Annotated in this window: 6 protein-coding genes; all 6 read right to left on the minus strand. The window is 56.5% G+C overall.

What is annotated here, in order from left to right:
* The coding region (gene dusB, locus VI895_04690; GenBank protein HLG19099.1) for a tRNA dihydrouridine synthase DusB at positions 1-880 on the minus strand (880 nt) is incomplete at its 3' end.
* A gap of 100 nt (positions 881-980) precedes the next feature.
* Positions 981-1,727 carry a hypothetical protein gene (locus VI895_04695; GenBank protein HLG19100.1) on the minus strand — a complete coding sequence of 249 codons (747 nt, stop codon included), beginning with the start codon at positions 1,725-1,727 and terminating at the stop codon, positions 981-983.
* Positions 1,728-1,861: 134 nt separating this feature from the next.
* Positions 1,862-2,050 (minus strand): hypothetical protein, encoded by a 189-nt coding sequence (locus VI895_04700; GenBank protein HLG19101.1) that lies wholly within the window; start codon positions 2,048-2,050, stop codon positions 1,862-1,864.
* Entirely contained in the window at positions 2,047-3,201 is a 1,155-nt protein-coding gene (locus VI895_04705) for a radical SAM protein (GenBank protein ID HLG19102.1), read from the minus strand. Before VI895_04705 ends, VI895_04700 begins: the two co-directional genes overlap by 4 nt.
* Positions 3,201-3,527, minus strand: a complete 327-nt coding sequence (locus VI895_04710; GenBank protein HLG19103.1) for a PqqD family protein — start codon at positions 3,525-3,527, stop codon at positions 3,201-3,203. The genes VI895_04705 and VI895_04710 overlap by 1 nt, the downstream gene beginning before the upstream one ends.
* A 147-nt stretch (positions 3,528-3,674) precedes the next feature.
* Positions 3,675-4,052 carry a type II toxin-antitoxin system VapC family toxin gene (locus VI895_04715; GenBank protein ID HLG19104.1) on the minus strand — a complete coding sequence of 126 codons (378 nt, stop codon included), beginning with the start codon at positions 4,050-4,052 and terminating at the stop codon, positions 3,675-3,677.
* Between the last annotated feature and the right edge of the window lies 1 nt (position 4,053).

Genomic DNA, 4,053 nt, shown 5'->3' on the forward strand with positions numbered 1-4,053 from the left:
GGTCGAAAAACTGATGAATCATTCGAAGAATGACCTCATGAGATCGTTCCTTAAAAACGCGAAGGCGGAATTCAGCCGCATCGGCCAGTCCCTTGGTGTACCAGACGATGTGTTTTCGAAACGTCACCAGCGCCGCCGCGGGATTGGAATAAAACGACAAATGAAGATCCAGATGCTCCAAAAGTGTCTTTTGAATTTCCGTCACCGTCGGTCGCACGCCGGAAAAAATCCACGGGTTGCCCAGAGCCCCGCGCGCGACCATGACACCGTCGGCTCCGGTCGTCTGCCTCATCCGTTCGAAGTCGGAATACGAGAAGACGTCTCCGTTTCCGACCACCGGAATCGTTATGTGCTCTTTGAGATCGCGAATCAGATCCCAATCCGCGCGGCCCTGAAATTTCTGCGCTTTGGTCCGGGCATGAACGGAGAGCAGGGCGACGCCCTCCCTTTGAAGAACTTCGCCGATTTCGACGGCATTTCGGTATTGCTCGTCCCAGCCTGCACGGATCTTCACGGTGACGGGGATCCTTACACTCCGCACCGCTGCGCGGGCGATTTGGGCGGCTAGCTCCGGCTCCCGCAGAAGGGCCGCGCCTGCGCCCAGCTTGACGATATTCTTTGCGGGGCAACCCATATTAATGTCGATAAATGCCGCCCCCATATCTTCGGCCTTGCGCGAGGCCTCCGAAACCATGCCCGGATCATGGCCGCAGAGCTGCATGCCGACCGGGTGCTCGCCAGGATCCAGCGCCGAGATTTCCCGTATCCGCCGTTCGGTTCCGCGTAACAGCCCCTCGGCGTGAATCATCTGCGTGCAGGTCACGCCACAGCCATGTTTGCGGATGATTTTACGAAAAGGAACATCCGTGACTCCTTCCATGGGCGCCATAAAGTGCGGACGGGAAAACGTGTTGGAGCCGATTTGAAGTGGCATAGGAGTGGTACGGAGGGTCGGAACTTAACGAAGCGCTCGGCGAAGATCAAGCACGCTCGTTCACTTGCCTCGAAAGGAACTCCGGTGCTTCGGGTCCGATGCTGAAAGAAAACTGAGTCCAGGGTATATCGGACGCCATTCGCGCGGCGACCTCCCCACTTTGTTCGACCGTAAGTCGATCGACTGGCGGCACAAAAGCGTGGGCCAGCAGATTCGATGTAGCGACGGTTCTGGATTGGGTTTTCCATTCATTGCGCGGACATTTTTCCAGAAGGACGAGATGAACAAGAGACGCCCCGATCGGGCTTGAAAACGCGCCGCTTCCTTGCCAGGGAGTGCCGTATGCGAGCCATCGGCCGTTCGACTCCCGTCGGATCAAAGTTCGTTCATCTGTTAGAACGGTGTTGGGTCCGAATCGCTCGGACCACAGTCTCGAAACCGTCGACTTCCCCGCTCCCGAGTGGCCGATGGCTACGATCGCCCGTCCGTCTTGGACGAGGGTTGCCGCGTGAAGAATCAACGCGTCTTTCCAGGGCGCCCAATGATTGAAAAGGAGCTCCCCCAACGGAGGCTCCAACGGAAACGCGGTCTCAATTCGAGGAACCGCGCGATTGAGGTAGACAGTCCCGGTTTTCCATTCCGAATTTACGTGCAGGACTCGAACAGGCGTACCCTCGTGGCGGTTCGTGAACAACCAAATGTCTCCGGCGGATCGAACGATTCGCCAGGGGTTCGGGGCTCGCAGAGAAACACCTGCAGGCAGCGGAATATTTTTCTCGGATTCGGCGGTCACCTTGAGTTGAAGGTCTCCGTCGGAGTCGACAAAAAATCGCGGGGTCGGGTCTTCCTTTACGAACGACCAGTTTGTACTTGGGCATGCAAGCGTGACGCGTAGTTCGCCTACGGAGAATGTTTGTTGGGAAGTGCTCAAGAACCGGCGGTAAAGCAGGGGCCGGGGGGAGGGCTTCCGACGACACCGGGATCGCAGTCTCCGCCGACGTTCATGCCGCCGGTGGGAGATCCGGTCTTGCAATTCGACTGACCGCAGACAGTTTCCATCTGGATCTGCCGAACGAGGGGCGTTTCATACGGTTTCTTCTTTTTCTTCTCGTTCATTCCACTCCTCCCGCCGGATACGCCGGCAACGTACGCCCCATTTTTCGATAGACGCGCGGTTTTTGGTCCTCGGCGAGAAACGGTTCCACGAAATTTTCGTACCGAAGATGGCTGATGTCGCAGACATAATCAACCGGTTCTTCCAAGTCCCGATGCTCCCAGTAGGAGAATCCGGGGCAGCCGTCGCAGAGCGGCTTGATCTCGCATCGATTGCATCGCACATCGTGGCTTTTCTTTCGTTCCCGAAAGTCGCCCAAATAATGATGAAAACCTTCGTGAAACGTCCCGTCCCTGAGGTCGTAGGCGTTTTCCTCCCGGACCATGAGACAGGGGTAGAGCTTTCCTTCGGTGCTGATGTAAAAGCTATGCAGGCCGGCGCCGCAGCTGAAGACTTCCGTGCGGGCGGAGGAGTGGCGGTCTCTCGTCCCCTGAAAGTAGGTCAGCCAGCTTTCGGAACGTTTTTTGTCCGCCGCTTCGATCGTGAGAACCTCCTCAGGATGCAGGCGCATGGAGCAGGGAGTCGGATCTCCCGTCATCCGCGCCGTGACCGATGCGTCCCAGCGGAACTTCGCTCCCAACCGATCCGCGACCGCACGCATGGCCTCCGCCTCATGGGCGTTGGTTTTGGTAAGTACCGTCTTGATCAGAAAGTTCAACTTAGCCTGCCGGATCTTTTCCAACCCTTCTGAAAAGCGGGTGAAGCTTTTCGGAACGCGCGTCATCCTTTCATACGTTTCCTCGGTAGCGCCGTAAATCGAGATCTCGACCAAGAAAGGCGGATATTCCTGCAGCAGCTTGGCGATTTCATCCGTCACGTGCGTGGCATTCGTGAACAACGTGAGAAGAAATCCCTTTCGTTTCAGATAGAGATAAATCTCCGGGAAATCCCGGCGGGTCATGATCTCGCCGCCGGTGAGAAAGAGGCCGAGCGTCCCTTCCCGTTCGAGTTCGCCGGCGATTCGCTGGATGTCTTCGAACGGGAGAAGACTCTTGGGAGTGTCGTAAATCGCGTAACAATGTTCGCATTGCAGGTTGCAGCGCAACGTCAGTTCCCACCCGCCGCCGTAAGGAATCCGCCGCCCGGCGAATTTCTTCTTGAGGTGATCGCCGTATTCCGCCGAACCGATCGTCGGCATGCCCGGGCAATACATTACTTCTCCTCTCCGACGGTGACTCCACCGACGCCGGACAGCATATTTACTAAAGCTTCGATGTCTTGGGTGAGCTGTTCATCGGTCGTTTCGTATTCTTCCATCATGAGATCGCGGATTTGTTTCCCGGTGCGCGTGCCGTCCATCAGCTCCCAAATCCGGGCTGCCGTCGGGTTCAACGAATAAAGCCGGTTGTCGTCGGTGACGTTCGCGCGAATGGGTAATAGAATCCCCTCGTCATCGATCCGTCGAAAAACGAAATCCGGGTTCCTCGCCAGCGTGTTGGAGAGCCAGTTCTTGGTCGGCCGAGAGGGCAAGGCTGTCATATTAGCTATCTCCAGATGATGCGTCCATGAGATGGGTTCTCGTGCCGCCCTCCAGTTTTACGGTGAATTTTGTTTACGGCGGGGAGGTGGCCAGCGCCGGTGCGCCGCTGCCGCGAGCAAGCGCATGGAGGATTCGAGTGGTTTCTACTAAACGACGACGGCTTCGACATCATACTGCTGGATTCGCGCATCGTGTGTCACGAGGGTCAACCCTTCAACTTGGCTCTGGACAATCAACATTCTGTCGAAAGGATCGCGGTGGTGCGGTGGAAGAAAATGCATTGCATGAGCGTGTTCTGAGGTGATAGGCAGATCTTGAAAAGACTGAGCTTCGAGAACTTCGCGGAAATTGCGGGGCAACTGAATTTTTTTCAGCCGTTCCTTGATCCAAATTTCCCAGATCGTGGCGGCGCTTACGGCACTGATGTTCTTCGAATTGCCGATCAATTCTCTCGCGCGCGCCGACAGCTGGGGGTCATCATTCAGCCACCAGAGAAGAACATGGGTATCCAACAGCAGATTCACG

This window comes from Bdellovibrionota bacterium, assembly GCA_035292885.1.
In the GTDB taxonomy this organism is placed as follows: domain Bacteria; phylum Bdellovibrionota_G; class JALEGL01; order JALEGL01; family DATDPG01; genus DATDPG01.